Source organism: Streptomyces sp. CB01201 (genome assembly GCF_002803085.1).
Taxonomy (GTDB): domain Bacteria; phylum Actinomycetota; class Actinomycetes; order Streptomycetales; family Streptomycetaceae; genus Streptomyces; species Streptomyces hundungensis.
Window position 1 is genome coordinate 162,971 of the sequence record NZ_NNBJ01000012.1, and the last position, 24,511, is coordinate 187,481.

The window sequence follows — 24,511 nt, forward strand, 5'->3', positions numbered from 1 at the left end:
GCGGTGCCCCGGGGCTTCGTACGGAATGAACCGAGAACGAAAGCGTACGAAACTACTTCAGGCCGGGGTACAGCGGGTGCTTGGCGGCCAGAGCGGACACCCGGTCGGACAGGGCGTCCTTGTCGAAGTCCGGCTTCAGGGCCTCGGCGATGATGTCGGCGACCTCGCGGAAGTCGTCGTCGCCGAAGCCGCGGGTGGCAAGGGCCGGGGTGCCGATCCGCAGGCCCGAGGTCACCATCGGCGGCCGCGGGTCGTTCGGGACGGCGTTCCGGTTGACCGTGATGCCGACCTCGTGGAGGCGGTCCTCGGCCTGCTGGCCGTCCAGCTCCGAGTTGCGCAGGTCCACCAGGACCAGGTGCACGTCGGTGCCGCCGGTCAGGACGTCGACGCCGACGGCCTTCACGTCGTCCTGGACCAGGCGCTCGGCCAGGATCCGGGCGCCGTCCAGGGTGCGCTGCTGGCGCTCCTTGAACTCGGGCGAGGCCGCGACCTTGAAGGACACCGCCTTCGCCGCGATGACGTGCTCCAGGGGACCGCCCTGCTGACCCGGGAAGACCGCCGAGTTGATCTTCTTGGCCAGCTCCTGCGTCGACAGGATGACACCGCCGCGCGGACCGCCCAGGGTCTTGTGCGTGGTGGTGGTCACGACGTGGGCGTGCGGCACCGGGTTGGGGTGCAGACCCGCGGCGACCAGGCCCGCGAAGTGGGCCATGTCGACCATCAGGTACGCGCCGACCTCGTCCGCGATCCGGCGGAAGGCGGCGAAGTCCAGCTGACGCGGGTACGCGGACCAGCCGGCCACGATCAGCTGCGGCTTCGACTCCTTGGCCAGGCGCTCGACCTCGGCCATGTCGACCTCGCCGGTCTCGTCGACGTGGTACGGGACCACGTTGTAGAGCTTGCCGGAGAAGTTGATCTTCATGCCGTGGGTCAGGTGACCGCCGTGGGCCAGGTTCAGACCCATGATCGTGTCGCCCGGCTTGAGCAGCGCGAACATCGCGGCCGCGTTGGCCTGGGCGCCCGAGTGGGGCTGCACGTTGGCGGCCTCGGCGCCGAACAGCGCCTTGATGCGGTCGATCGCGATCTGCTCGACCACGTCGACGTGCTCGCAGCCGCCGTAGTAGCGGCGGCCCGGGTAGCCCTCGGCGTACTTGTTGGTGAGGACCGAGCCCTGGGCCTCCATGACCGCGACCGGAGCGAAGTTCTCCGAGGCGATCATTTCGAGGGTGGACTGCTGACGGAGGAGCTCGGCGTCGACGGCGGCGGCGACGTCCGGGTCCAGCTCGTGGAGGGGCTGGTTCAGAAGCGACATCAGACGAATCCCTGTATCCCTGTGGTTGAGGTCAGCTGGCGAAGTCGGTGTACTCGTCGGCGGAGAGCAGGTCGCCCGGCTCGTCCGTGACCTTCACCTTGAACAGCCAACCGTCCTCGAACGGGGCCGAGTTGACGAGCGACGGGTCGTCCACCACGTCCTGGTTGGCCGCGACGACCTCGCCGGTGACCGGGGAGTACAGGTCGCTGACCGACTTGGTGGACTCCAGCTCGCCGCAGGTCTCGCCCGCGGTCACCGTGTCACCCACCTCCGGAAGCTGTACGTACACCACGTCACCGAGCGCGTTGGCCGCGTGCTCCGTGATGCCGACCGTCGAGACGCCGTCCTCGGCGCTCGACAGCCACTCGTGCTCCTTGCTGTAGCGAAGCTGCTGCGGGTTGCTCATGACGTGAATTCTCCTGTACGCGGGGGAGTGCTGGTGACGGGGTACGGACGAGTGTCTCGGACGGCGAGACGGGAAAGGGGCGGCCGGAGGGAGGCGCGCGTCACTTCTGGCGCTTGTAGAAGGGGAGCGCGACGACCTCGTACGCCTCGTGCGTCCCGCGGATGTCGATGCCGACCCCTTCGGTGCCGGGCGCGGCGTGCGCGGCGTCCACGTACGCGATCGCGATCGGCTTGCCGAGCGTCGGGGACGGGGCGCCCGAGGTGACCTCGCCGACGACCTCGCCGCCGGCCACCACCGAGAACCCGGCGCGCGGCACCCGGCGGCCCTCGGCGATCAGGCCGACCAGCTTGCGCGGCGGGGTGGCCTCGGCCTTCTCGGCGGCCGCCGCCAGCGCCTCGCGGCCCACGAAGTCGCCGTCCTTCTCGAACTTCACGACCCGGCCGAGCCCCGCGTCGAACGGGGTCAGCGCGGTGGTCAGCTCATGCCCGTACAGCGGCATGCCCGCCTCAAGGCGCAGCGTGTCGCGGCAGGACAGACCGCAGGGCACGAGGCCTGCGTCCTGGCCGGCCTCGGTCAGCGCCCGCCACAGCCCCTCGGCGTGCTCGGGCGCCACGAACAGCTCGAAGCCGTCCTCGCCGGTGTAGCCGGTGCGGGCGATCAGCGCAGGGACACCGGCGACGGTGCCGGGCAGGCCCGCGTAGTACTTCAGGCCGTCGAGGTCGGCGTCCGTCACGGACTTCAGGATGCCGGGGGACTCCGGGCCCTGCACCGCGATCAGCGCGTAGGCGTCGCGGTCGTCGCGGACCTCGGCGTCGAAGCCGGCCGCGCGCTCGGTGATCGCGTCGAGCACGATCTGCGCGTTGCCGGCGTTGGCGACGACCATGTACTCGCTCTCGCCCAGGCGGTAGACGATCAGGTCGTCCACGATCCCGCCGTCCTCCTGGCAGATCATCGTGTACCGGGCGCGGCCGAGCCCGATGGTCGCGATGTTGCCGACCAGCGCGTAGTTGAGGGCCTTCATCGCCTCGGGGCCGGTGACGGTGATCTCGCCCATGTGGGACAGGTCGAAGAGCCCGGCGCGGGTGCGCACGGCGTTGTGCTCGTCGCGCTCGCTCCCGTACCGCAGCGGCATGTCCCAGCCCGCGAAGTCGGTCATCGTGGCGCCCAGCGCACGATGCAGGGCATCGAGGGAGGTCAGACGGGGGGCGTTGCTCATGGATGTTGCTCCAAGGTCCCGGGGCATGACGGTCGAGGACATCCTCCCCATCTGTCATCGGAACCTGAGAGGTTCACCGTCGCGCACGCGCGGCACGGCTTGCACCTTGGGTGGGACCGCCCGGCAGGGGACGGCCCGCTTTTCAGATCTGCCTCACCCGCGCGGTACGGGGCCTGAGAGATTCAAGGGAGGAACTTGCTCCTTCGGCGCCCCAGCTCACAGCTGCTGAGGACTCTCCCGCGCGGATTCGAACGGCCGGTATGCAGTTGGCGCGCACATCATTGCACGCATCCCGGAAGCGGCAAATCGCTTGAGCTCTATTACCGTCTCTTTACACTTCCAGGGCAGGGGTCCCGGGATCCGAACAGGGGGGAGTGCCATGACGGTTGGACACGAGACGGGCCAGGTGCGGGAGGCGCCCGCGGCGGACGGGCCCGCCCCGGCGCCGCCGTCGCGGCCGGTGATGAGCGAGGCGGTACGGGATCTGCGCGGCCGGCCCGCGCGCACGCCGCCGGAGCTGCTCTTCGACGCGGGGGACGTCGTGGTGGTGTCGGGCCTGCCGGGCAGCGGCAAGACGACCCTGATGCGCCGGACCGTCACCGACCGCCGCATCGACTCGCAGGACACCCGCCTCGCCTGGCAGCGCCGGCTCCCCGGCATCCCGTACGCCCTCTACCGCCCGCTCACCCGTACCGCGCACTTCGCCAGGACCTGGTGGGCGCTGCGCTCCGGCGACAGCCTGGTCGTGCACGACTGCGGGACCCAGGCCTGGGTGCGGCACTGGCTGGGCCGGGGCGCCCGGCGCCGGGGACGCGCGCTGCGCCTGGTCGTGCTCGACGTGGCGCCCGGCACCGCCCTGGAGGGCCAGGCCGACCGGGGCCGCTGGGTGTCCAGGTACGCCTTCGCCCGGCACCGCGGCGCGGCCCGCCGCCTCATAGCGCGAGTGGAGGCCGGACGCCTGCCGACCGGCTGCGCGAGCGCGGTGCTGCTCGACCGCGAGTCGGCAGCGGTACTGCACCGCATCGGCTTCACGAAGTAGCGCCCGGTGGCGCGCGCCGGGCCATTTCCCGGCACCCTTTCCCCGCGTCGTGCCCTCGACGTTAGGGTCGAGGGGCACGACAGCAGTCGGGGGAGAAGGACGGCACATGAACTTTCCGGAGCAGACGTTCGCGCATCCGCACGGCGGCGGAGGCTGGCCGGGCAACGAGCTCGAAGAGGTCCTCGCCGCGGCCGTCGGGCAGCCCGACGCGGGCCCCCGCCTCATAGAGGTGCTCGGCCGCAATCCCGTATGGGTGCCGCTGCCCAACGGCGGCGGCCAGGACAGCAGGGACCTCGACCTCCCCACCATGGAGCTCGACGGCGCCCCCTATGTCCCGGTGTACAGCTCCGAGCAGCAGTTCCTGCACTGCGTCGGCTCCCACATGTCGTTCGCCGTCGCCCCCGCCGTCGAGTTCGCGCGCGGGCTGCCGCCGCGGCTCGGCATCGTGGTCAACCCCGAGGGCGCGGTGGGCATGCCGCTGCCCCCGCCCGCCGTCGCCGAGCTGTGCCGCACCGGGCTCACCGCGCTCGACGGGCCCGCGTCGGGCGCGCGGGTACGGCTCTTCGAGCCGGACTGGCAGGAGGAGCCGGTCGACTTCCTGGCCGCGGCGGCCGAGGAGTTCGAGGCGATCGGCGTGGTGCTCAGCGCCCGTCGCGCGCTCGCCTCCATCGAGGGGGAGTCGCCCACGCTCTTCATCGGCGTGGAGTTCGCGACCTGGGACGGGGCGGGCCGGGGCGCCCCCATGGAGGCGCTCGGCCGGGCGCTCGGCCGGGTCCCGGTCGGCTGGCCGGTCAATCTGGTCCTGCTGGACGTGACCCAGGACCCGGTCGCCACGTGGATGCGCGAGCGGGTGCGGCCCTTCTACGCACGGGCCCAGTAGCAACCATCGGGTGCGTCGCGGCAGGTCCCGCCGGGTCATGGCGGTGTCTGTACGGCGGCTTAACCTGGTTTCATGACCCTTGCACCCCCGCAGCCGCACGCGTGTGCCCGGGGCTGCGGGGCGGCGCAGACGTCGGCACGGTGGATCGAAGAGGGGCGGGACCCAGGGTGAGCGCGTCAGGCACCGCGGCGGCCGGGCAGGTCGAGCACATGCTGCGCCAGGTGACCCCCGGGCGCTACGACGTGTACGAGGCACTGCTCCACGCCCTCGCGGAGCCCGCCTCCGGCCGGATCCTGATGCTGTTGTGGCACGGCCGGCCGGGCTCGCCGGACGCGCAGTACGGAAACATGGAGGTCGACGGCGTCTCCTACGCGCCCTGCGTGACCTCCGCGCAGGAGCTCTCCGCCAGCGGCTGGAACCGGGCGCACGAAGTGACCGGCGTCCTCGACGTAGCCCGCACGCTTTACCCCGACCGCTACGGGATCTGGCTCAATCCCCATGCCCCCGGCGGCGGCGTCGGCATCCCCTGGACGGACCTTCGCCGGATCGCCACCGGCCTCGACCGGATGCCGGCCGGCCCCCTGCGGCTGTCCGAACCGGCCGTGGAGATCCCGCAGTTCTACGCCCTGCTCGCGCAGCACGCGCACCGCACCCCGGCCGTGCGCTCGTTGCGCCGCGCCTGGGTGCAGCCCGCGCTCGGCACGCCGTACCTGGCGATCGGGCTCGACCTCTACGACACCAGCCCGCAGTCGGTGGACGCGGTGCGGGCGATGATGCAGCAGTCCATCCCCGCGGTACCGGACGGCCTCGCGGTCTCCACCGTCGCGATGTCGGACGAGTACGACCCGGTCGGTATGTGGCTGAAAGCCGCCACCCGGCCCTTCTACGACCGTGAGGCGCACGCCGCTCCGGCGCCCGGCGGGCCCGGTTACGGCTATCCGCCGGCCGCCCCGCGCACGTACTGACACGTACTGATCCGCCTACCGGGCTCCGCTCCGCCCGGCGCCCCAACCGGGACAGACCCCGCCAACTCCCCTCACGCGTAAGGGGAATGTCCGTTCTGATGGGGCGAACGCCGCAATGGTCCAGGGCGTCGCTTGCGCCCCAACTTCCGTATGTCCGCCCCTGGTTCACCTGCGTCCGCATAACGGAAACCCTCTTTCCGCATCACGTTTACGCATACATTCGCCGCCAGGGCTGGCGGGTGATCGCGACGCCATTGAAGACTCCCGGCATGCAGGGCCGTTCGGGCCCTTGTGCGAGCAGCTCGACCCGCTGCCCGGTGTCGCCCCCCGCTCGCACTGCTGATGGGAACGCGCCGCTACAGCGGCAAGCGCGGGCCGGTCACCGCCGGTTGAGAGGGGTCCTTGCCACGATGACGGCACCATTGCACGACACACCCGCCGACGCGGACCCGACCGCGGACATCAGTGTCACGCCGAGCGGCGAGACCAGAGCGGTCGAGGGACGTTCGCTGGGCCGTATCGCCTGGAACCGGCTGAAGAAGGACAAGCTCGCCCTCACCGGTGGCATCGTTGTCGTGTTCCTCGTCCTCGTCGCGATCTTCGCGCCGCTGATCGTCGACGCGTTCGGCCATCCGCCGGAGGAGTTCCACGAGGACCAGATCGACCCGCTGCTCTCGACCCCGATCGGCAGCTGGGGCGGCATCAACTCGCACTTCCTGCTGGGAGTTGAGCCGGTCAACGGCCGCGACGTGTTCAGCCGCATCGTCTACGGCGCCCGGATCTCGCTGCTCGTGGGCTTCCTCGCGGCCGTCTTCGCGGTCGTGGTCGGCACCGTCCTCGGCGTGGTCGCCGGCTACTTCGGCGGCTGGATCGACGCCCTCATCAGCCGCGTGATGGACATGCTGCTCTCCTTCCCGCAGCTGCTCTTCATCATCGCGCTGATCTCCGTGGTCCCCTCCCAGCTCTTCGGGCTCAGCGGCACCGGCGTCCGGCTGCTCGTGATGATCGTGGTGATCGGCTTCTTCGGCTGGCCCTACGTCGGACGCATCGTGCGCGGCCAGACGCTGTCGCTGCGGGAGCGCGAGTACGTCGAGGCCGCGCGCAGCCTCGGGGCCGGCCGGGGCTACATCCTGTTCCGCGAGCTGCTGCCCAACCTGATCGCGCCGATCACCGTCTACATGACGCTGATGATCCCGACGAACATCCTCACCGAGGCGGCGCTCAGCTTCCTGGGAGCGGGCGTCAAGCCGCCCACGGCCTCCTGGGGGCAGATGCTCTCGTCCGCGACCTCGATCTATCAGTCGGATCCGATGTTCATGATCATCCCGGGTGTGGCGATCTTCATCACCGTGATGGCGTTCAACCTCTTCGGCGACGGCGTCCGCGACGCCTTCGACCCGAAGGGCTCCCGCTGATGCGGGACTTCACAGACTCCGGCCCGGCGCACCGCACGGGCCGCGACACCCAAGACGCCCACAACGGAGGAAGCGAGATCGTGACAACCCTAGGTTCATCAAGGCGAAAGTCGGTCGCCGGCGCCGCCATCGTCGTTGCGGCTCTGCTGTCCACCGCGGCTTGCGGCGGGGGCGGCAGCAACGACTCCAAGGGCGACAAGGCCCCGGGGTTCAACGCCGCCAACAGCAAGCTGGCGAACGCGTCGACGAAGAAGGGCGGCGAGCTCAAGTTCGTTGGCACCCAGGACGCCGACTCCTGGGACCCGCAGCGTGGTTACTACGGCTTCATGTGGGACTACGCGCGCTACTACACCCGCACGCTGATCACCTACAAGCCCGCCCCGGGCAAGGACAGCGAGACGCTGGTCCCGGACATCGCGACCGGCCTCGCGGACGTCTCGGCGGACAAGAAGACGTACACGTACCACCTGAAGGACGGCGTCAAGTGGGAGGACGGCAAGCCCGTCACCTCCAAGGACGTCAAGTACGGCATCGAGCGCATCTGGGCGCAGGACGTCATCTCCGGCGGCCCCGTCTACCTGAAGGACGTCCTCGACCCCACCGGCGAGTACAAGGGTCCCTACAAGGACACCTCCGCCGACAAGCTGGGTCTGAAGGCGATCGAGACGCCGGACGACAAGACCATCGTCTTCAAGCTGCCGAAGCCCAACGTGGACTTCCAGCAGATGCTGGCCATGCCGTCGGGCACTCCGGTCCGCCAGGACAAGGACACCCAGTCGAAGTACGGCCTGAAGCCGTTCTCGCTCGGCCCGTACAAGTGGGAGTCCTACTCGCCCAACAAGTCCATGGTCCTGGTCCGCAACGACCAGTGGGACCCGAAGACGGACGACGTCCGCAAGGCCCTGCCGGACAAGATCAGCCTCACCCTGCTGAGCAGCGCCGACGACATGGACAACCGTCTGATCAACGGTGACTACGACGTCGACCTGAACGGCACCGGCCTCGGCGCCGCCGGCCGCACCAAGGCCCTCCAGCAGCACAAGGGCAACGTCGACAACCCGGACACCGGCTACATCCGCTACGCGGTCTTCCCGCAGACGGTGGCCCCGTTCGACAACGAGCACTGCCGCAAGGCCGTCATCTACGCGGCCGACCACAAGTCGCTCCAGACCGCCCGCGGCGGCCCGCAGGCCGGCGGTGACATCGCCACCAACATGCTGCCCCCGATCATCAGCGGTTCGGACCCGGCGTACGACCCGTACGGCGTGACCCAGAACAGCGGTGCGCCGAACCTCGACAAGGCGAAGGAAGAGCTGGCTGCCTGCGGCAAGCCCGGCGGCTTCTCGACCACCATCGCGGTGCGCAACAACAAGCCGGTCGAGGTCGCCACGGCGCAGTCGATGCAGGCCGCGCTCGCCAAGGTCAACATCAAGGTCGACATCGACCAGTACGACGGTTCGCAGACGACCGGCATCATCGGCAACCCCGAGGTCGTCAAGAAGAAGAACTACGGAATCATCATCATGGGCTGGGGCCCGGACTTCGCGTCCGGCCAGGGCTTCCTGCTCCCGCTGGTCGACTCCAAGTTCATCCTGCCGAACGGCAACAACAACTACTCGATGCTGAAGGACCCGGCGATCGACACGCTCTTCGACCAGGCCATCGCGGCCGGTACCCCCGAAGAGGCGGCCGGGCTCTACAAGCAGATCAACCAGAAGGTCTCCGAGCACGCCGTCTACCTGCCGTTCGTCTTCGAGAAGAACGTCAAGTGGCGCAGCTCCCGGCTCACGAACGTCTACACGACGACCAACAACAACGGTTTCTACGACTACGCCTCGCTCGGCGTCGAGAAGTGACCGTCGTCCAATCGCTCCGCCGGCGCACCCGCCGCTAGGCACGAAGGGCAGGTGAAGGCCGTCGCGTGACGGGTCGGGGGTACCGCAATCCGGTGCCCCCGGCCCGCCGCCGGGCCGAGAGCAGTGCTCGCATATCTCATCAGGCGGTTTTTCGCCGCCATCGTGATGCTGCTGATCGTCATGCTCGTGACGTTCGGCATCTTCTTCCTGGTTCCCAAGTGGACGGGTGTCGACCCGGCCACGATGTACGTCGGCAAGCAGTCCGACGCCGCCGCGCTCGAAGCGATCCGCTCCAAGCTGGGTCTCGGCGACCCGATCTTCGTGCAGCTCTTCGACTTCGTGAAGGGCATCCTGGTCGGTCGCGACTACACCGGCGGCGGCTCGACGATCCACTGCGGCGCCCCCTGCTTCGGCTACTCGTTCAAGAACGAGCAGGCCATCTGGCCGGTCCTCAAGGACCGCTTCCCGGTCACGCTCTCGCTGGTCATCGGCGCGGCCATCCTGTGGGTCATCTTCGGTGTGCTCACCGGCGTGGTCTCCGCCCTCAAGCGCGGCTCGCTGTGGGACCGGGCCTCCATGACCGTGGCCCTGGCGGGCGTCTCGCTGCCCATCTACTTCACCGGTCTGCTGTCGCTGGCGATCTTCACGTACGGACTGCACTGGATCGACGGCCAGTACGTCTCCTTCAGCGATTCACCGAGCGGGTGGTTCAGCGGACTGATCCTGCCCTGGATCACGCTCGCCCTGCTCCAGGCGGCGATGTACGCCCGGCTCACCCGGGCGACCATGCTCGAAGTGATGGGCGAGGACTACGTCAGAACCGCCCGGGCCAAGGGCCTCAAGGAATCCACCGTCATCGGCAAGCACGCCATGCGGTCCACCATGGCACCGATCCTGACGGTGCTCGGCATGGACATCGGCGCCCTGATCGGCGGCGCGATCCTCACCGAGACCGCGTTCAGCATCCCCGGTCTCGGCCAGGCCGTGCTCCGGGCCATCGACGAGCGCGACCTTCCGGTGATCCTCGGGGTCACGCTGATCACCTCGGCGGCGGTGATCTTCGCGAACCTCGTCGTGGACCTCCTGTACGCCGTGATCGACCCCCGAGTGAGGCTCGTATGACCGACCTGAACAAGACCGGCGCCGCGGTCGGCGAGCCGGTCGCGGGTGAGCGGCCCTCGGACGCCTTCCTCGACGTACGCGACCTGAAGGTGCACTTCCCGACCGACGACGGCCTGGTCAAGTCCGTCGACGGGCTGAGCTTCTCCCTGGAGAAGGGCAAGACCCTCGGCATCGTGGGCGAGTCCGGCTCCGGGAAGTCCGTCACCTCGATGGGCATCATGGGCCTGCACACGGCCGGCCAGTACGGCAAGCGCAAGGCGCAGATATCCGGCGAAATCTGGCTCAACGGCACGGAGTTGCTCACCGCCGACCCGGACGACGTGCGCAAGCTGCGCGGTCGCGACATGGCCATGATCTTCCAGGACCCGCTGTCCGCGCTGCACCCGTACTTCACCATCGGCAAGCAGATCGTCGAGGCGTACCGGGTCCACCACGACGTCGACAAGAAGGCCGCCCGCGTCCGGGCGATCGAGATGCTCGACCGGGTCGGCATCCCGCAGCCCGACAAGCGCGTGGACTCCTACCCGCACGAGTTCTCCGGCGGCATGCGCCAGCGCGCGATGATCGCGATGTCGCTGGTGAACAACCCCGACCTGCTGATCGCGGACGAGCCGACGACCGCCCTGGACGTCACCGTCCAGGCGCAGATCCTCGACCTGATCCGGGACTTGCAGAAGGAGTTCGGCTCCGCGGTCATCATCATCACCCACGACCTGGGCGTCGTCGCCGAGCTGGCCGACGACATCCTGGTGATGTACGGCGGCCGCTGTGTGGAGCGCGGCCCCGCCGAGAAGGTCTTCTACGAGCCCCGCCACCCCTACACCTGGGGCCTGCTCGGCTCGATGCCGCGCATCGACCGGGAGGAGACCGAGCGTCTCATCCCGGTGAAGGGCTCCCCGCCGTCCCTGATCAACATCCCGTCCGGCTGCGCCTTCAACCCGCGCTGCCCGTACGCCGATGTGCCCAAGGACAACATCACCAGGACCGTACGCCCCGAGCTGAGCGACGGCGGGAGCGGCCACTGGGCCGCCTGCCACATGACGCCGGACGAGCGGGAGCGCATCTGGACCGAAGAGATTGCGCCCAAGCTGTGAGCGAGGACAAAGGCGTGACGGACAACGACGTGACGATTCCCGCCCAGGGCAAGGGCGCGGCCGGCCAGGGCGTGCTCAACAAGGAAGCCGCTCCCGGCGAGGTGCTGCTCAAGGTCAGCGGTCTCCAGAAGCACTTCCCGATCCGCAGCGGTCTGCTCAAGCGGCAGACCGGTTCGGTCAAGGCCGTCGACGGCATCGACTTCGACGTGCGCTCCGGCGAGACGCTCGGCGTGGTCGGCGAGTCGGGCTGCGGCAAGTCGACGATGGGCCGGCTCATCACCCGGCTGCTCGAACCGACCGGTGGCAGCGTCGAGTTCGAGGGCCGGGACATCACCCACCTCGGGGTGCGCGGCATGCGGCCGATGCGCCGCGATGTGCAGATGATCTTCCAGGACCCGTACTCCTCCCTGAACCCGCGGCACACGGTGGGCGGCATCATCTCCGCGCCCTTCAAGCTGCAAGGCGTCAAACCCGAGGGCGGGATCAGGAAGGAGGTCCAGCGCCTCCTGGAGGTGGTGGGTCTCAACCCCGAGCACTACAACCGCTATCCGCACGAGTTCTCCGGCGGCCAGCGCCAGCGCATCGGCATCGCCCGCGCGCTCGCCCTGAACCCGAAGCTGGTCGTCGCGGACGAGCCGGTGTCGGCGCTCGACGTGTCGATCCAGGCGCAGGTGGTCAATCTGCTGGACGACCTCCAGCAGGAGCTCGGACTGACGTACGTGATCATCGCGCACGACCTGTCCGTCATCCGGCACGTGTCGGACCGGATCGCGGTCATGTACCTCGGCAAGATCGTGGAGTTGGCCGACCGCAAGTCGCTGTACTCGGCGCCGATGCACCCGTACACCACGGCCCTGATGTCCGCGGTGCCGGTGCCGGACCCGAAGCGGCGCGGGGTGAAGAGCGAGCGGATCCTGCTCAAGGGCGATGTCCCCTCGCCGATCTCGCCGCCGAGCGGCTGCCGGTTCCACACCCGGTGCTGGAAGGCGACCGAGGTCTGCAAGACGCAGGAGCCGGTGCTCGTGGAGCTCAAGCCCGGCCAGCGCGTCGCCTGCCACCACCCGGAGAACGCGCCGGACCAGGCGCCGGGCGAGGCGATCCTGCCGGAGGCCCGGGAGTCGATCGAGGTCGTGACGATCGGCGAGGGCGCGGAGCCGTCGGAGCCGGTTGCTCCGGTGGCGTCCGAGCCCGCCGAGACCGAGCCGGCTGCGGCGACGGCCGAGTCTGCCGCGCCTGCCGAGTCTGCCGCTACGGCCGAGTCTGCCGCGACGGCCGAGGCCGCGGACGGCAAGGGCGGAGCCAGCCGGGGTGACGCCCCTGAGGAGCCACAGGAGTCAACCGACAAGTAGGCCATGACAGTTCGGCAAAGTCATGTCCATGCCGAAGCGGGAGAGTGCAGAGTCTGCGTGTCCGTAACAACGGCATGCGTTCGAAGGGCAGACTCATATGGCACTCTCCCGTTCGGCACGTCGCACCTCCCGCTGGCTCTCCCTCGCCACCGCGGTGGCCGCCGGGTTCACCATCGCCGCCGCGCCCGCCGCCTCACCCGGCGCCCCCGGCATCGGAGACCCCTACTTCCCCGAGATGGGCAACGGCGGTTTCGACGCCCTCCATTACGATCTCGGCGTCAGCTACAACCCCGATTCGGGGCGCCTGGACGGGCGCACCACCGTGACCGCGCGCGCCACCCAGAACCTCTCCCGCTTCGACCTCGACCTCCAGAAGCTCACGGTCGACTCGATCCGGGTGAACGGCAAGCCGGCCGACTTCAACAGGAGCGGTGACGAGATCGTCATCACCCCGCGCCACCGGCTGAGCAAGGGCGAGGAGTTCGAGGTCACCGTCGTCTACGGCGGGGTGCCGAAACCGCTGAACGGACCCATCGTCTTCGGCTCCGACTACGGCTGGATGAAGACCAAGGACGGCGTCTTCGTGGCCTGCGAGCCCAACGCCGCCTCCACCTGGTTCCCCTCCAGCGACCATCCCTCCGACAAGGCCACCTACGACATCCGCATCGACGCCCCCAAGGGCCTCACCGGCGTGTCCAACGGCCGCCTGGTGGAGTCCCACGACCGGGGCAACCGCTCGTACTACCACTGGCGCGAGTCCAAGCCGATGGCGACCTATCTGGCCACCGCCTCCATAGGCAAGTTCGACGTGAAGACCGGCCGCACGCCCGGCGGCATACCGATCTACGTCGCCATCGACCCGGTCCTCGCCAACCAGAACAAGGTCGATGTGTACGCGGTGACCGCCGAGGCCACCGACTACTGGTCCAAGCTCTTCGGCCCCTACCCCTTCGAGGTGACCGGCGCGGTCGTCGACGACATGCCGCAGGCCGGCTTCTCCCTGGAGACCCAGTCCAAGCCGAGCTACTCGGCGGTGCGCAGCGAGTCGACCATCGTGCACGAGCTGGCCCACCAGTGGTTCGGCGACTCCGTCTCGGTCGCCCACTGGGACGACATCTGGCTCAACGAGGGCTTCGCGACGTACGCGCAGTGGCTGTGGGCGGAGCACCGCGGCACGAGGAGCGCGCACGACTCCTTCCTCGCCGCCTACAACTCGATCCCGGCGGGCGACGACTTCTGGAAGATCGAGGTCGCCGACCCCCAGCGCGACACGATGTTCTCGGACGCGGTCTACGAACGCGGCGCGATGATGCTCCAGGAACTCCGCGAGAACATCGGCGACCAGGCCTTCTTCAAGCTGCTTCCGGCCTGGACCAAGGCCCACCGCTACCACAACGCCGATACCGAGGACTTCATCAAGCTGGCCGAGAAGGTCTCGGGCAAGTCCCTCGACAGCCTCTTCCAGAAGTGGGTCTACGACACGGGCAAGCCCGCGCTCTGAGCCCGGGGTGTGCCGGGTGGCACCCCGTGATGAGTAAAAATGCGGGGTGCTTCACTCACTGTTCAGTCCCTCCGTCCAGCACGCGCTGGACCTCGTCGGGATCTTCGTCTTCGCGATCTCCGGCGCACTGCTCGCCGTGCGCAAGAACTTCGACGTGTTCGGCATCGCGGTGCTCGCCGAGGTCACCGCGCTGGGCGGAGGGCTGTTCCGCGACCTCATCATCGGGGCCGTGCCGCCGGCCGCGTTCACGGACCTGGGGTACTTCGTGACCCCGCTGCTCGCCGCGGTCCTCGTCTTCTTCCTGCACCCCGAGGTCGAGCGCACCCAGACCGCCGTCAACGTCTTCGACGCGGCGGGGCTCGGCCTGTTCTGCGTCAGCGGCACCACCAAGGCGTACGACTACGGGCTCGGGCTCACCTCGTCCGCCGCGCTCGGCCTCGCGACGGCGGTGGGCGGCGGTGTGCTGCGCGACGTGCTGGCCAACGAGGTTCCCTCGCTGCTGCGCTGGGACCGCGATCTGTACGCGGTGCCCGCGATCGTCGGGTCCACGATGATCGTGCTCTTCATCCGCTTCGACATCCTGACCGCCGGGACCAGTGGGCTCGCGGTGGTCACCGCGTTCCTGCTGCGCATCGCCGCGCTGAAGTACCACTGGCGGGCGCCGCGCGCCTGGAACCGGCGCAGCTCGACGCTGGAGGAGGCGTGAGGGATCCGGGGGGCCGCCGGGCCGCAGAAAAAGCTACCGCTCAGTAATTTATCGGTGTACGGTGCTGCCCATGGCACAGGCATCGTCACCGGTACTCCCCGCCGCGATCGGGGACAGCGAGTTCGACCGCGACACCGCGGTCTCCCTGCGGGAAGCGGGGGTCTATGACGCGGAGCTCTCGGCGGGCTGGACCATCATCCACGCCGTCAACGGCGGCTATCTGCTCGCCCTGCTGGGCCGCGCGCTCGGCGACGCGCTGCCGCACCCGGACCCGTTCACCGTCTCCGCGCACTACCTCACGCCGTCCGTGCCGGGGCCGGCGGTCATCCGCACCCAGGTCGTGCGCACCGGCCGCACGCTCTCCACGGGGCAGGCCTCGCTCTTCCAGTACGACGAGAGCGGCGCGGAGGTCGAGCGCATCCGGGTGCTCGCCTCGTACGGGGACCTCGACGCGCTCAGCGACGACGTGCGCACCACGGCCGAGCCGCCCGCGATGCCGCCTCTCTCGCACTGCATCGGCGCTGCGGACGCCCCCGACGGCAGCCGTCCGCCGATCCCGGGCAGCTCCGCCATCACCGACCGGCTGATGCTCAAGCTCGACCCGACGACGCTGGGCTGGGCCGTGGGGGCGCCGTCCGGGAAGGGCGAGATGCGGGCCTGGTTCGGGCTCGCGGACGGGCGTGACGCGGATCCGCTCTCGCTGCTGCTCACGGTGGACGCGTTGCCGCCGACCTCCTTCGAGCTGGGCCTCAAGGGCTGGACGCCCACGGTCGAGCTGACCACGCATGTTCGGTGCCGGCCGGCGCCGGGACCCCTGCGGGTGTCCATCACCACGCGGAACCTGGCGGGGGGTTTTCTGGAGGAGGACGCGGAGGTCTGGGACTCGGCGGACCGTCTGGTCGCCCAGTCCCGCCAGTTGGCGCGGGCGCCGCGCGGCTGAGTCCGGGGGGCGGTTTGCCCACCCTCCCGCCCGTTGCCCGGGGTTGGTAGGTTCCGGGTCCCCCTGGGGCTCCGCCCCAGACCCCGTTCGCGCCTGAAGGGCGCTCGTCCTCAATCGCCGGACGGGCTGAGGGTGCCTGCACGGGGCTGCGTTGATCAGCCGGACGGGCTGAGGATGGCTGCACGGGCCCGTGTTGATCAGTCGGCGGGCTGAGCATGCTCGTGCGGGCCCGTGTTGATCAGCCGGGCGGGGTGAGGATGCCTGCACGGGCCAACAGCGGTACTGCCAAGGGGCGCGGGGAACTGCGCGAACGGCCCCTACGGTCCGCGGACGAAATCGGTTTTAGGGGCGCGGGGAACTGCGCGAACGGCCCCTACGGTCCGCGGACGGAATCGGTTTTAGGGGCGCGGGGAACTGCGCGAACGGCCCCTACGGTCCGCGGACGAAATCGGTTTTAGGGGGGCGCGGGGAACTGCGCGACCGGCCACGCGCGGTGGGCGGGTGAAGGCGGGGTTGGGGGCGGAGCCCCAGGGGGTTAGTCCAGCCAGTGGTGGCGGCCCAGGGTCACCAGGCGCAGCTGGGCCCGGGCCGTGGCCAGGACCGATTCCTCCGAGCCCGCGTCGCCCTCCAGGAGCGCCGACGCCGTCATCACCATGTGGTCGACGTACACCCCGGCCAGCATCCGCAGATCCGCCGGGGTCCAGCCGGCCGACTCGGGGTCGGCCCCGAGCGCCTCGGCCACCTCGTCCGCGAAGCGGCGCAGCTGCACCCCGATCGCCTCCCGTACCGGCGCGACCCCGCCGTGCCGCTCGCGGGCGATGAAGCGGACATGCGCCGGGTGCGCCCGCACGTGCGCGCCGATCAGCGCCACCGCCCGGTCGATCCGCTCCTCGCTCGACCCCGTCGTGACGATCGCCGCCCTGATCGTGCCGTGGAGCGAACCCAGTGCCTGCTCGACCAGCGCCACTCCCAGGTCGGCCGTCCCCGCGAAGTGCCGGTAGAACGCGGCCGGAGCCATCCCCACCGCCCGGGTCACCTCGCGAAGCCCCAGGCTGCTGAGGCTCTGGTCCTCCAGGAGCTGGAGCGCCGAGTCCATGAGGGCCTGCCGGGTCTTCTGCTTCTGGGCCTGCCGGATGCCGAGAGTGTGGCTCATACCACTCAGTAAACATGTGTTCGCCGAAGTTGGGAAGACTAGACTCAACGGTCAGTGAACAGTCGTACTCTCAAGGCTTGTTGGATCATCCGGGCCATCCCGGAACACCGGAACACCGGAACATCCGGAATGCCTCGGAGTCGTGCACAGAAAGGGTTCCCATGCTTTTCCTCGTCGCAGCCCTCCTCCTGCTGGGGGTCGTGCTGGGCTCAGCGGCGCACCTCCCGCTCCCGGTCACCCTGGCCGTCGCCGGTGTCATCGGCGTCTGGCTGCTCGTCTTCGCCGCCCGTGAACGCCTCTCGCACCGGAAGGGCTGACGATGGAACTCGCAGCGATCCGCCGCCGCACCCGCAATCGCGACAGGGACGGAATGGCCGTCGCGGCCTTCGTCCTCGGACTCGTCGGGCTGCTCGTCATGAACGTCGTCCTCGGCCCCGTCGCCATCGTCCTGTCGTCGCTCTCCCTGCTGTACGGCACCGAGCGCCGGGGTCGCGCACTGCTCGGTCTCGCCCTGGGCGTGGCCGACCTCGCGGTCCTCGCCGGCCTGATGATGGCCGACCACACCGTGTCCTGGGGACTCAACGGCTGAGCCCTCGCCACGGTCCTGGCCGGAACTGCGGCACGGCCCGCCCCGTGCGGCTCGTAGAATCGGGCCCACCATGGCTTACCTCGACCACGCCGCGACCACTCCGATGCTCCCGGAGGCGGTCCAGGCGATGACCGCCCAGCTGACCGCCACCGGCAACGCGTCCTCGTTGCACGCCGCCGGGCGGCGGGCCCGCCGCACCGCCGAGGAGGCGCGCGAGGACCTCGCCGCATCGCTCGGCGCGCGCCCCAGCGAGGTCGTCTTCACGGCCGGCGGCACCGAGGCCGACAACCTCGCCGTCAAGGGCCTGTACTGGGCCCGCCGGGACGCCGATCCGCGCCGCGTGCGCGTCCTCGCCAGCCCGGTCGAGCACCACGCCGTGCTCGACGCGGTGCACTGGCTCGCCGAGCACGAGGGCGCCACCGTCGAGTACCTGCCCGTCGACGCGCAGGGCCGGGTGCACCCCGAGGTGCTGCGCGCCGCGATCGAGCGGGACCCCGACGACGTCGCCCTGGCCACCGTCATGTGGGCCAACAACGAGATCGGCACCATCATGCCGGTGTCCGAACTCGCCGCCGTGGCAAGGGAGTTCGAAGTCCCTCTGCACGCCGACGCGGTGCAGGCCTTCGGCCAGCTCGACGTGGACTTCGCCGCGTCGGGACTCGCCGCCATGACCGTCTCGGGCCACAAGATCGGCGGCCCGTACGGCATCGGCGCCCTGCTGCTCGGCCGCGAGTACACCCCCGTGCCCGTGCTGCACGGCGGCGGCCAGGAGCGGCACGTCCGCTCCGGCACCCTCGACGTCCCCGCCATCGCCGCGTTCGCGGTGGCCGGGCGGCTCGCCGCGGAACGGCGCGGCACCTTCGCCCGGGAGACCGGCGGACTGCGCGACCGCCTCGTGGAGGCCGTCCACAAGGCCGTGCCCGACGCCATCCTCGGCGGCGACCCCGACCCGGCCGGCCGGCTGCCGGCCAACGCCCACTTCACCTTCCCCGGCTGCGAGGGCGACTCCCTCCTGCTGCTGCTCGACGCGCAGGGCATCGAGTGCTCCACCGGCTCCGCCTGCACCGCGGGCGTCGCCCAGCCCAGCCACGTCCTGCTCGCCACCGGCACCGATCCCGACCTGGCCCGCGGCACCCTGCGCTTCTCGCTCGGCCACACCTCGACCGCGGCCGATGTCGACGCGGTGGCCGGTGCCATCGGGCCGGCCGTGGAGCGGGCCCGTACCGCGGGCCTCGTCTGAGCCGGGGCCGCGCCGAGGGCCCCGCCCGTGGCACGGCTCCGCCACGGGGCGCGGCGCAGGCCCAAGCGCGGTTCAGGCCCGGCCGGCCGCCGCCCCTACCAGCTTGATGTAGCGCGGCCAGTCCCAGTGCGGGCCGGGGTCGGTGTGATCGGTGCCGGGCACCTCCACGTGCCCGATGATGTGCGTCCGGTCCACGGTTATTCGATAGCGGGCGCAGATCGCCGCCGTCAGGCGTGCCGACGACGCGTACATGGCGTCGGTGAACGACGAGGCCTCGTCCACGAAGCCCTCGTGCTCTATGCCGACACTGCGCTCGTTGTAATCCCGGTTGCCCGCGTGGAAGGCCACGTCCAGCTCCCGCACCGTCTGCGCTATGTGTCCGTCCTTGCGCACCACATAGTGCGCCGCGGCCTTGTTCCCCGGGTCCTGGAACGTTCTGAGGGCGCTGTCGAAACTGCCCTGGACGACATGGATCACCACCCGGTCCACCGCGTAGTCGTCCGGCCGGTCCGCCATTCGCCAGTTCGGCGGGGCCGCCGCCACCCACTGCGCCCCCGCGAAGTCCAGCTCGCCGGCCTTGCGCGGCCGGTGCGGCCTCGCCTGCGGCTTGTTCAGGTATCCGATCGTGCCGAGCGCCACCACCGCGCCCCCGATCAGCAGCCCCCTGCGGCTGGTCGCCATACGCCCCGCCCCCGTCCCTCCCCGTACCGCTCCCCGCGGGGCCACCCCGCACCACCACCGCGCCCCGACGGCCGGTGACTCCCGGATCCGACCCCTCTGAGATCCACAACGGATACTCCCGCGCCCCGGGTTCCCGATCCCACGTACCCTTACGAGTGCTATGACTCAGACTTCGCCGCAGCCCTCGCCGATGACCTCCCCGCGTCCCCTGCGCGTCCTCGCCGCCATGTCCGGCGGGGTGGACTCCGCGGTCGCCGCCGCCCGGGCCGCCGAGGCGGGCCACGACGTCACGGGCGTGCACCTGGCGCTCTCCGCGAACCCGCAGTCCTTCCGCACCGGGGCCCGCGGCTGCTGCACCATCGAGGACTCCCGGGACGCCCGCCGCGCCGCGGACGTCATCGGCATCCCCTTCTACGTCTGGGACCTGGCGGAACGCTTCCGCGAGGACGTCGTCGAGGACTTCGTCGCCGAGTACGAGGCGGGCCGCACCCCCAACCCGTGCCTGCGCTGCAACGAGAAGATCAAGTTCGCGGCACTGCTCGACAAGGCCCTCGCGCTCGGCTTCGACGCCGTGTGCACCGGCCACTACGCGACCGTCGTCCTGAACGAGGACGGCAGCCGCGAGCTGCACCGCGCCTCCGACATGGCCAAGGACCAGTCGTACGTCCTCGGGGTGCTCGACGAGCGTCAGCTCGCCCACGCCATGTTCCCGCTGGGCGACACCCTGACGACCAAGGACGAGATCCGCGCCGAGGCCGAGCGCCGGGGCCTGGCGGTCGCCAAGAAGCCCGACAGCCACGACATCTGCTTCATCGCCGACGGCGACACCCAGGGCTTCCTCGCGAACCGCCTCGGCAAGGCCGAGGGCGACATCGTCGACGAGTCCGGCACGAAGATCGGCAGCCACGAGGGTGCGTTCGGCTTCACCATCGGACAGCGCAAGGGCCTGCGCATCGGCCACCCCGCCGCCGACGGCAAGCCCCGCTACGTCCTGGACATCTCGCCGGTGAACAACACCGTCACCGTCGGCCCCGTCGAGGCCCTCGACGTCACGGCCCTCGGCGCGATCAAGCCCCGCTGGTGCGGCACCGCCCCGGCCGGGCCGGGCACGTACACCGCCCAGCTGCGCGCACACGGCGGCGAGACCGAGGTGACCGCGGAACTGGTCGACGGCACCCTGAACGTGACGTTCGCCGAGCCGGTCCGCGGTGTGGCCCCCGGCCAGGCGATCGTCCTGTACGACGGCACGCGCGTGGTGGGCTCCGCCACGATCGCGACGACCGAGCGGGCCGCCACGCGCGTCTGACCCCGCGGACCGGGCGGCTACTCGGCGACCCGGAGCACGATCTTGCCCCGGGTGCGCCCGCGCTCGCCGTACTCGTGCGCCTTCGCGGCGTCGGACAGCTCGAAGACCGAGTCGATCTCGGCCCGCAGCCGGCCGTCCTCGACCAGCGCCGCGACCGCCCGCATGCCCGCCTGGTCCGGCTCCACCAGGGTGAAGCCCGCCCGGACGCCCAGCGCGGCCGCCTCCGTGCGCAGCGCGTCCTCGTCCGGGGACGAGATCGAGACCAGGGTGCCACCGGGGCGCAGCACCTTCAGGGAACGGCTGCCGTACTCGCCGCCGATGGGATCGAGGACGACGTCCACGTCCCGCACCGCCTCGGTGAAGTCCACCGCCGTGTAGTCGATCAGCTCGTCCACGCCGAGCCCGCGCAGGAAGTCGTGCTTGCCGGCGCTGGCCGTGCCGATCACGTACGCCCCGTGCGCCTTCGCGATCTGCACCGCGAGGTGGCCGACGCCGCCCGCCGCGGCGTGGATCAACACCCGCTGCCCGGCGGTCAGTCGGGCCGTCTCGATGAGCGCCTGGTACGCGGTGAGCGAGGCCAGGGGCAGCGCGGCGGCCTGGATGTGGTCGATGCCGGCGGGCTTGCGGACGAAGTGCCGGGCGGGGGCGGCGACGTACTCGGCGTAGGCGCCCGCCTGGTGCGGGAAGAGCGGCATGCCGAAGACCTCGTCGCCGACCTCGTACAGGGTGACGCCGAGGCCCACCGCCTCCACCGTGCCGGACACGTCGAAGCCGAGGATCGGCGGCGTGGTCTCCCGGCCGAAGGGGCCGTGCTCGCGGATCTTCCAGTCGGCGGGGTTGACGCCGGCCGCGTGCACGCGCACCAGGACCTCGGTCGGGCCCGGCTCGGGGCGCTCGATGTCGATCTCGGCGAGTACCTCGGGGCCGCCGAGCCTGGGGGAGCTGATGGCACGCATGGTCTGGGACATGTCTGATCCTTTGAGGGGTGTTTTCGCTGGTGGGAGGCACCAACGGAGACCAGACTGCACCCCCGGCGCCGCATGTGGTGCTGGCCGTTTGGCCATGATGTGACAGAATCTGGCCATGGCCGTACGACCGACAGCCCACCGCGTCGCGGTGCTCGCCCTCGACGGAGTCGTCTCCTTCGAGCTGGGCATCCCGTCCCGGATCTTCGACAGCGCCAAGGGGCCCGGTGGCGAGCGCCTCTACGAGGTGCTCGTCTGCACCGTCGACGGGAACCCGGTGCGCACCGAGGCGGGGTTCTCGGTCGCGGTGGAGCACGGGCCCGAGGCCCTCGCCGCCGCCGACACCGTCGTGGTTCCCCCGACCCACGACCTCGGCGCCATCGCCTCCGGCGGCCCGCTGCCCGAGCCGCTGGCGCGCGCCTTCGAGCGGATCCGGCCGGGCACCCGCATGGTCTCCATCTGCACGGCCTCCTACGTCCTGGCCGCCGCCGGGCTCCTCGACGGACGCCCCGCCACCACGCACTGGTGCGACGCCGACGCCTTCCAACGCACCTTCCCGCGCGTGCGGTTGGACCCGGGCGTCCTGTTCGTCGACGACGGCGACGTGCTGACCTCGGCGGGTGCCGCCGCCGGAATCGACCTGTGCCTGCACATCGTGCGCCGCGACCACGGCAGCGCCGTCGCCAACCGGGCCGCCCGCCACTGCGTGGTGCCGCCGCACCGCGACGGCGGGCAGGCCCAGTACATCGAGCGCCCGGTCCCCGAGCCGACGCTCGCCAGTACCGCCGACACCCGCGCCTGGGCCCTGGACCGGCTCCAGGAGCCGCTCTCGCTCGGTGAGCTGGCCGCCCACGCGAAGATGAGCCTGCGCACGTTCACCCGCCGCTTCCGGGAGGAGGCGGGCATGACGCCGGGCCAGTGGCTCACCGCCCAGCGCCTCGAAGTCGCCCGCCAGCTCCTGGAGTCCAGCGACCTCCCGGTGGACCTGGTCGCCCACCGGGCGGGCTTCGGCACGGCCAACTCGCTGCGCCAGCAGATGCGTTCGGTGCTCGGCGTCTCGCCCGTGACCTACCGGCGCACCTTCAAGGGCGCCGACCGGCTGGGGGCGACCGGCCCCGGTCAGCCGGTGACGGTCTCCACCTCGTAGAAGCAGAGGTGGTCCTTGATCTCGGCCACGTCCTCCTTCGGTTCCGGGTAGTACCAGACCAGGTCGGGCGCGTCCGGCAGCGACCAGTAGGAGGCCGTTCCCTTGAACGGGCAATAGGTGTGGGTGTCCGACGGTGTCAACAGGTCGGTACGGACGTCCTCGGGCGGAAGGTAGTAGCGGACCGGAAGGCCGGTCTCGCGCAGCAGCAGCGGGCGCCGGCTCTCGGCCAGCACCTGCCCGTCGCGCACGACCCGCACGTGCTCGGTGCCCCGCTCCACGGTGATGCGATGTCCTGTCGTCATAAGAAGTGCAGCGCTTCGGGGCGCCCGCTTCTTCCCCTCGTATCGTTGCCCCATGAACATTTGCGTCTTCCTCTCCGCGGCCGACCTCGACGAGCGCTACACGCGCCCCGCCCGTGAATTCGCCGAGCTGCTCGGCAAGGGCGGCCACACCCTGGTGTGGGGCGGGTCCGAGAGCGGCCTCATGAAGGTCGTCGCCGACGGCGTGCAGCAGGCCGGCGGCCGGCTCGTCGGCGTCTCGGTCGACTTCCTGGCCGCCAAGGCCCGCGAGAACGCCGACGAGATGGTCATCGCCAAGGACCTCGCCGAGCGCAAGGCGCTGCTGCTCGCCAAGTCGGACGCCGTTGTGATCATGGTGGGCGGGACCGGCACCCTGGACGAGGCCACCGAGATCCTGGAGCTGAAGAAGCACGGCAAGACCACCAAGCCGGTCGTCCTGCTCAACACCGCGGGCTTCTACGACGGCCTCAAGGAGCAGTTCCGGCGCATGGAGGCGGAGGGCTTCCTGCCCGTCCCCCTGACCGAGCTGGTCTTCTTCGCCGAGGACGGCGTCGCGGCCCTCGCCTACCTGGAAGAGTCCCTCGGTATCCAGTGAGCCCCCGGGCAGTGCGAGCATGGCGGGTATGGCTACTCATCTGATCACCGGCGCCGGTTCCGGCATCGGCGCGGCCGTCGCCCGCCGACTGCACGAGCGCGGCGACGAGCTCATCCTGCTCGCCCGCGACGCCGGACGCGCCAAGGAGTTCGCCGCCCGCTACCCGGGCGCGCGCACCCTCGTCGGCGACCTCGCGGACCCCGACCGCCTCTCCTGGGCCTTCGACAAGCAGCCGATGCCCGAGCAACTCGACTCGCTGCTGCACATCGCGGGCATCGTCGACCTCGGCCCGGTCGGCGAACTGCGCCCCAAGACCTGGCACCAGCAGCTCAACGTCAATCTGATCGCCCCCGCCGAGATCACCCGCCACCTGCTGCCCCAACTGCGCGCCTCGCGCGGCCACGTGGTCTTCGTGAACTCCGGCGCGGGCCTTGCCGCGCACGCCGAGTGGGGTGCGTACGCGGCCTCCAAGCACGGCCTCAAGGCGCTCGCCGACTCGCTGCGCCACGAGGAGCACGCCAACGGCGTCCGGGTCACCTCGGTCTACCCCGGCCGCACCGCGAGCCCCATGCAGGCCAAGGTGCACTCGCAGGAGGGCAAGGAGTACGACCCCGCGAAGTTCATCGACCCCGAGTCGGTGGCCACCACCATCGTCATGGCCATCGACCTGCCGGCCGACGCCGAGGTCAACGACCTCACCGTGCGCCCCGGCAAGTAGCCGGGACCGGGCCGTGC

25 protein-coding genes and 1 riboswitch are annotated in these 24,511 nt (G+C 70.5%); of the genes, 18 read left to right on the forward strand and 7 right to left on the reverse strand.

What is annotated here, in order from left to right; genetic code table 11:
• Positions 1-52: 52 nt before the first annotated feature.
• From glyA to gcvT, 3 genes are all read right to left on the reverse strand, one after another.
• Positions 53-1,312: a serine hydroxymethyltransferase gene (glyA, locus tag CG740_RS25220; RefSeq protein WP_100577545.1), complete on the reverse strand. Its 1,260-nt coding sequence runs from the start codon at positions 1,310-1,312 to the stop codon at positions 53-55.
• A gap of 31 nt (positions 1,313-1,343) precedes the next feature.
• Positions 1,344-1,718 (reverse strand): glycine cleavage system protein GcvH, encoded by a 375-nt coding sequence (gene gcvH / locus CG740_RS25225; protein WP_100577546.1) that lies wholly within the window; start codon positions 1,716-1,718, stop codon positions 1,344-1,346.
• Between the two features lie 100 nt (positions 1,719-1,818).
• Positions 1,819-2,934, reverse strand: coding sequence for a glycine cleavage system aminomethyltransferase GcvT (gcvT, locus tag CG740_RS25230; RefSeq protein ID WP_100577547.1), 1,116 nt, complete (start codon positions 2,932-2,934; stop codon positions 1,819-1,821).
• Between the two features lie 152 nt (positions 2,935-3,086).
• Positions 3,087-3,184: riboswitch (glycine riboswitch) on the reverse strand.
• A gap of 129 nt (positions 3,185-3,313) precedes the next feature.
• Between gcvT and CG740_RS25235 the strand changes: the two genes are divergently transcribed.
• The 11 genes from CG740_RS25235 (at position 3,314) to CG740_RS25285 (ending at position 15,801) form a co-directional block, all read left to right on the forward strand.
• Positions 3,314-3,973, forward strand: a complete 660-nt coding sequence (locus tag CG740_RS25235) for an AAA family ATPase (RefSeq protein ID WP_100577548.1) — start codon at positions 3,314-3,316, stop codon at positions 3,971-3,973.
• Between the two features lie 106 nt (positions 3,974-4,079).
• Positions 4,080-4,853: an enhanced serine sensitivity protein SseB gene (locus CG740_RS25240; protein WP_100577549.1), complete on the forward strand. Its 774-nt coding sequence runs from the start codon at positions 4,080-4,082 to the stop codon at positions 4,851-4,853.
• Positions 4,854-5,020: 167 nt separating this feature from the next.
• Positions 5,021-5,818 carry an enhanced serine sensitivity protein SseB C-terminal domain-containing protein gene (locus tag CG740_RS25245; RefSeq protein WP_100577550.1) on the forward strand — a complete coding sequence of 266 codons (798 nt, stop codon included), beginning with the start codon at positions 5,021-5,023 and terminating at the stop codon, positions 5,816-5,818.
• A gap of 410 nt (positions 5,819-6,228) precedes the next feature.
• The gene (locus tag CG740_RS25250; protein ID WP_100577551.1) at positions 6,229-7,233 is read left to right on the forward strand and encodes an ABC transporter permease; all 1,005 of its coding nucleotides are present in this window, start codon (positions 6,229-6,231) and stop codon (positions 7,231-7,233) included.
• A 77-nt stretch (positions 7,234-7,310) separates the two neighbouring features.
• Positions 7,311-9,089, forward strand: a complete 1,779-nt coding sequence (locus CG740_RS25255; RefSeq protein WP_442802854.1) for an ABC transporter substrate-binding protein — start codon at positions 7,311-7,313, stop codon at positions 9,087-9,089.
• Between the two features lie 123 nt (positions 9,090-9,212).
• Positions 9,213-10,211 (forward strand): ABC transporter permease, encoded by a 999-nt coding sequence (locus tag CG740_RS25260; protein ID WP_100577553.1) that lies wholly within the window; start codon positions 9,213-9,215, stop codon positions 10,209-10,211.
• Entirely contained in the window at positions 10,208-11,305 is a 1,098-nt protein-coding gene (locus CG740_RS25265; RefSeq protein ID WP_100577554.1) for an ABC transporter ATP-binding protein, read from the forward strand. The genes CG740_RS25260 and CG740_RS25265 overlap by 4 nt, the downstream gene beginning before the upstream one ends.
• A gap of 29 nt (positions 11,306-11,334) precedes the next feature.
• Positions 11,335-12,654, forward strand: a complete 1,320-nt coding sequence (locus CG740_RS25270) for an ABC transporter ATP-binding protein (RefSeq protein WP_234376484.1) — start codon at positions 11,335-11,337, stop codon at positions 12,652-12,654.
• A gap of 97 nt (positions 12,655-12,751) precedes the next feature.
• Positions 12,752-14,155, forward strand: coding sequence for a M1 family metallopeptidase (locus CG740_RS25275; protein ID WP_100577556.1), 1,404 nt, complete (start codon positions 12,752-12,754; stop codon positions 14,153-14,155).
• 46 nt (positions 14,156-14,201) lie between these two features.
• Positions 14,202-14,861 carry a trimeric intracellular cation channel family protein gene (locus CG740_RS25280; protein WP_100577557.1) on the forward strand — a complete coding sequence of 220 codons (660 nt, stop codon included), beginning with the start codon at positions 14,202-14,204 and terminating at the stop codon, positions 14,859-14,861.
• A gap of 70 nt (positions 14,862-14,931) precedes the next feature.
• The gene (locus CG740_RS25285; protein ID WP_100577558.1) at positions 14,932-15,801 is read left to right on the forward strand and encodes a thioesterase family protein; all 870 of its coding nucleotides are present in this window, start codon (positions 14,932-14,934) and stop codon (positions 15,799-15,801) included.
• A gap of 535 nt (positions 15,802-16,336) precedes the next feature.
• On the opposite strand, the gene CG740_RS25290 is transcribed toward CG740_RS25285, so the two are convergent.
• A complete protein-coding gene (locus CG740_RS25290) occupies positions 16,337-16,954 on the reverse strand; it encodes a TetR family transcriptional regulator (RefSeq protein ID WP_100577559.1) in 618 nt (205 codons plus the stop codon).
• A gap of 161 nt (positions 16,955-17,115) precedes the next feature.
• On the opposite strand from CG740_RS25290, the gene CG740_RS40435 reads away from it, so the two are divergent.
• The 3 genes from CG740_RS40435 (at position 17,116) to CG740_RS25300 (ending at position 18,783) form a co-directional block, all read left to right on the forward strand.
• Positions 17,116-17,271: a hypothetical protein gene (locus tag CG740_RS40435; protein WP_162952519.1), complete on the forward strand. Its 156-nt coding sequence runs from the start codon at positions 17,116-17,118 to the stop codon at positions 17,269-17,271.
• A 2-nt stretch (positions 17,272-17,273) separates the two neighbouring features.
• The gene (locus CG740_RS25295) at positions 17,274-17,543 is read left to right on the forward strand and encodes a DUF4190 domain-containing protein (RefSeq protein WP_100577560.1); all 270 of its coding nucleotides are present in this window, start codon (positions 17,274-17,276) and stop codon (positions 17,541-17,543) included.
• A gap of 70 nt (positions 17,544-17,613) precedes the next feature.
• Positions 17,614-18,783, forward strand: coding sequence for a cysteine desulfurase family protein (locus CG740_RS25300; RefSeq protein WP_100577561.1), 1,170 nt, complete (start codon positions 17,614-17,616; stop codon positions 18,781-18,783).
• Positions 18,784-18,855: 72 nt separating this feature from the next.
• Here CG740_RS25300 and CG740_RS25305 read toward each other — a convergent pair whose 3' ends face one another.
• The gene (locus tag CG740_RS25305; RefSeq protein WP_100577562.1) at positions 18,856-19,464 is read right to left on the reverse strand and encodes an N-acetylmuramoyl-L-alanine amidase; all 609 of its coding nucleotides are present in this window, start codon (positions 19,462-19,464) and stop codon (positions 18,856-18,858) included.
• 160 nt (positions 19,465-19,624) lie between these two features.
• Between CG740_RS25305 and mnmA the strand changes: the two genes are divergently transcribed.
• The gene (gene mnmA, locus CG740_RS25310; protein WP_199846566.1) at positions 19,625-20,770 is read left to right on the forward strand and encodes a tRNA 2-thiouridine(34) synthase MnmA; all 1,146 of its coding nucleotides are present in this window, start codon (positions 19,625-19,627) and stop codon (positions 20,768-20,770) included.
• 17 nt (positions 20,771-20,787) lie between these two features.
• On the opposite strand, the gene CG740_RS25315 is transcribed toward mnmA, so the two are convergent.
• Positions 20,788-21,738: an NADP-dependent oxidoreductase gene (locus CG740_RS25315; RefSeq protein WP_100577564.1), complete on the reverse strand. Its 951-nt coding sequence runs from the start codon at positions 21,736-21,738 to the stop codon at positions 20,788-20,790.
• A gap of 115 nt (positions 21,739-21,853) precedes the next feature.
• Here CG740_RS25315 and CG740_RS25320 point away from each other — a divergent pair, with 115 nt between their 5' ends.
• Complete coding sequence (locus CG740_RS25320) at positions 21,854-22,882, forward strand: GlxA family transcriptional regulator (protein WP_100577565.1); 1,029 nt, start codon at positions 21,854-21,856, stop codon at positions 22,880-22,882.
• Here the strand turns inward: CG740_RS25320 and CG740_RS25325 are convergent.
• Positions 22,855-23,184, reverse strand: a complete 330-nt coding sequence (locus CG740_RS25325) for a DUF427 domain-containing protein (RefSeq protein WP_100577566.1) — start codon at positions 23,182-23,184, stop codon at positions 22,855-22,857. The two genes, CG740_RS25320 and CG740_RS25325, sit on opposite strands and share 28 nt — an antisense overlap.
• 52 nt (positions 23,185-23,236) lie before the next feature.
• Between CG740_RS25325 and CG740_RS25330 the strand changes: the two genes are divergently transcribed.
• Both CG740_RS25330 and CG740_RS25335 read left to right on the forward strand, forming a co-directional pair.
• Positions 23,237-23,776 (forward strand): TIGR00730 family Rossman fold protein, encoded by a 540-nt coding sequence (locus tag CG740_RS25330; RefSeq protein WP_100577567.1) that lies wholly within the window; start codon positions 23,237-23,239, stop codon positions 23,774-23,776.
• A gap of 28 nt (positions 23,777-23,804) precedes the next feature.
• Positions 23,805-24,494 (forward strand): SDR family oxidoreductase, encoded by a 690-nt coding sequence (locus CG740_RS25335; RefSeq protein ID WP_100577568.1) that lies wholly within the window; start codon positions 23,805-23,807, stop codon positions 24,492-24,494.
• The last annotated feature ends 17 nt before the right edge of the window (positions 24,495-24,511 follow it).

Excerpts from the sequence above, each read along its gene's own strand:
- glyA (WP_100577545.1), bottom strand. The coding sequence starts at position 1,312 with ATGTCGCTTCTGAACCAGCCCCTCCACGAGCTGGACCCGGACGTCGCC.
- gcvH (WP_100577546.1), bottom strand. The coding sequence starts at position 1,718 with ATGAGCAACCCGCAGCAGCTTCGCTACAGCAAGGAGCACGAGTGGCTG.
- gcvT (WP_100577547.1), bottom strand. The coding sequence starts at position 2,934 with ATGAGCAACGCCCCCCGTCTGACCTCCCTCGATGCCCTGCATCGTGCG.
- CG740_RS25235 (WP_100577548.1), top strand. The coding sequence starts at position 3,314 with ATGACGGTTGGACACGAGACGGGCCAGGTGCGGGAGGCGCCCGCGGCG.
- CG740_RS25240 (WP_100577549.1), top strand. The coding sequence starts at position 4,080 with ATGAACTTTCCGGAGCAGACGTTCGCGCATCCGCACGGCGGCGGAGGC.
- CG740_RS25250 (WP_100577551.1), top strand. The coding sequence starts at position 6,229 with ATGACGGCACCATTGCACGACACACCCGCCGACGCGGACCCGACCGCG.
- CG740_RS25265 (WP_100577554.1), top strand. The coding sequence starts at position 10,208 with ATGACCGACCTGAACAAGACCGGCGCCGCGGTCGGCGAGCCGGTCGCG.
- CG740_RS25275 (WP_100577556.1), top strand. The coding sequence starts at position 12,752 with ATGGCACTCTCCCGTTCGGCACGTCGCACCTCCCGCTGGCTCTCCCTC.
- CG740_RS25285 (WP_100577558.1), top strand. The coding sequence starts at position 14,932 with ATGGCACAGGCATCGTCACCGGTACTCCCCGCCGCGATCGGGGACAGC.
- CG740_RS25290 (WP_100577559.1), bottom strand. The coding sequence starts at position 16,954 with ATGAGCCACACTCTCGGCATCCGGCAGGCCCAGAAGCAGAAGACCCGG.
- CG740_RS40435 (WP_162952519.1), top strand. The coding sequence starts at position 17,116 with ATGCTTTTCCTCGTCGCAGCCCTCCTCCTGCTGGGGGTCGTGCTGGGC.
- CG740_RS25295 (WP_100577560.1), top strand. The coding sequence starts at position 17,274 with ATGGAACTCGCAGCGATCCGCCGCCGCACCCGCAATCGCGACAGGGAC.
- CG740_RS25300 (WP_100577561.1), top strand. The coding sequence starts at position 17,614 with ATGGCTTACCTCGACCACGCCGCGACCACTCCGATGCTCCCGGAGGCG.
- CG740_RS25305 (WP_100577562.1), bottom strand. The coding sequence starts at position 19,464 with ATGGCGACCAGCCGCAGGGGGCTGCTGATCGGGGGCGCGGTGGTGGCG.
- mnmA (WP_199846566.1), top strand. The coding sequence starts at position 19,625 with ATGACTCAGACTTCGCCGCAGCCCTCGCCGATGACCTCCCCGCGTCCC.
- CG740_RS25315 (WP_100577564.1), bottom strand. The coding sequence starts at position 21,738 with ATGTCCCAGACCATGCGTGCCATCAGCTCCCCCAGGCTCGGCGGCCCC.
- CG740_RS25320 (WP_100577565.1), top strand. The coding sequence starts at position 21,854 with ATGGCCGTACGACCGACAGCCCACCGCGTCGCGGTGCTCGCCCTCGAC.
- CG740_RS25325 (WP_100577566.1), bottom strand. The coding sequence starts at position 23,184 with ATGACGACAGGACATCGCATCACCGTGGAGCGGGGCACCGAGCACGTG.
- CG740_RS25330 (WP_100577567.1), top strand. The coding sequence starts at position 23,237 with ATGAACATTTGCGTCTTCCTCTCCGCGGCCGACCTCGACGAGCGCTAC.
- CG740_RS25335 (WP_100577568.1), top strand. The coding sequence starts at position 23,805 with ATGGCTACTCATCTGATCACCGGCGCCGGTTCCGGCATCGGCGCGGCC.